We start from the raw sequence: 830 nt of genomic DNA, 5'->3' as shown, positions 1-830 counted from the left end.
CGCTGGCGCTGCCCGGCCGAGAGCCCGGCCCCGCCCTCGCCCAGCGGCGTGTCGTAGCCCTGCGGGAGACGCAGGATCAGCTCGTGCGTGCCCGCGGCCTCCGCCGCCGCCACGATCGCCCCGGCCGAGGCGGCGTCGTCGAACCGGGCGATGTTCTGCGCGATCGTGCCGGCGAACAGCTCGGCCTCCTGCGGCAGGTAGCCGATATGCGGGCCGAGCCCCTCCGCCGACCACTGGTCCAGCGCCGCCCCGTCGAGCCGGACCCGGCCGCGCGCCGGCGTCCACACCCGCACCAGCGCCCGGACCAGGCTCGACTTGCCCGACGCTGACGCCCCGATCACCCCGAGTGCCTGACCGGCCGCGAGCTGGAAGCTCGCATCCTGCACCACCGCGCGCTGCGTGCCCGGCGGGATCAGGCTCACCGCCTCGACCGACAGGCTCGCGCGCGGCGCCGGCAGCGCCAGCGGGTCGGAGATCGTCGGCATGCGATCGAGCGCGAGCGACAGCCGCGCCCAGCTCTGGCGCGCGCCGACGAAGCCCCGCCAGTTGGCGATCGCGAGTTCGGCCGGCGCCAGCGCGCGCGCCACCAGGATCGAGGCGGCGATGATGATCCCGCCCGAGGCCTGGTTGTTGATCACCAGCCAGGCGCCGAGCGCCAGCACCCCGGATTGCAGCGCCATGCGGCAGGCCTTCGACGCGGCGCCGAGGCCACCGGCGACGTCGGCGCTGCGCTGCTGGGCGTCGGTGCAGTCGTCGTGCGCCGCCTGCCAGCGCCGGCACAGCGCCCGCTCCAGGCCCATCGCGGCGATGACCTCGGCGTTGCGCCGGGC

General features: G+C 76.5%; 1 protein-coding gene. It reads right to left on the bottom strand.

Annotation, left to right across the window (positions count from 1 at the left end; all coding sequences use genetic code 11):
- Positions 1-830, bottom strand: an 830-nt coding sequence (locus FV233_RS29655; RefSeq protein ID WP_147899659.1) for an ATP-binding cassette domain-containing protein, incomplete at both ends; no start/stop codon positions are given.

Source organism: Methylobacterium sp. WL7 (assembly GCF_008040085.1).
Taxonomy (GTDB): Bacteria; Pseudomonadota; Alphaproteobacteria; order Rhizobiales; family Beijerinckiaceae; genus Methylobacterium; species Methylobacterium mesophilicum.
This window is presented reverse-complemented; position numbering and strand designations above follow the sequence as displayed.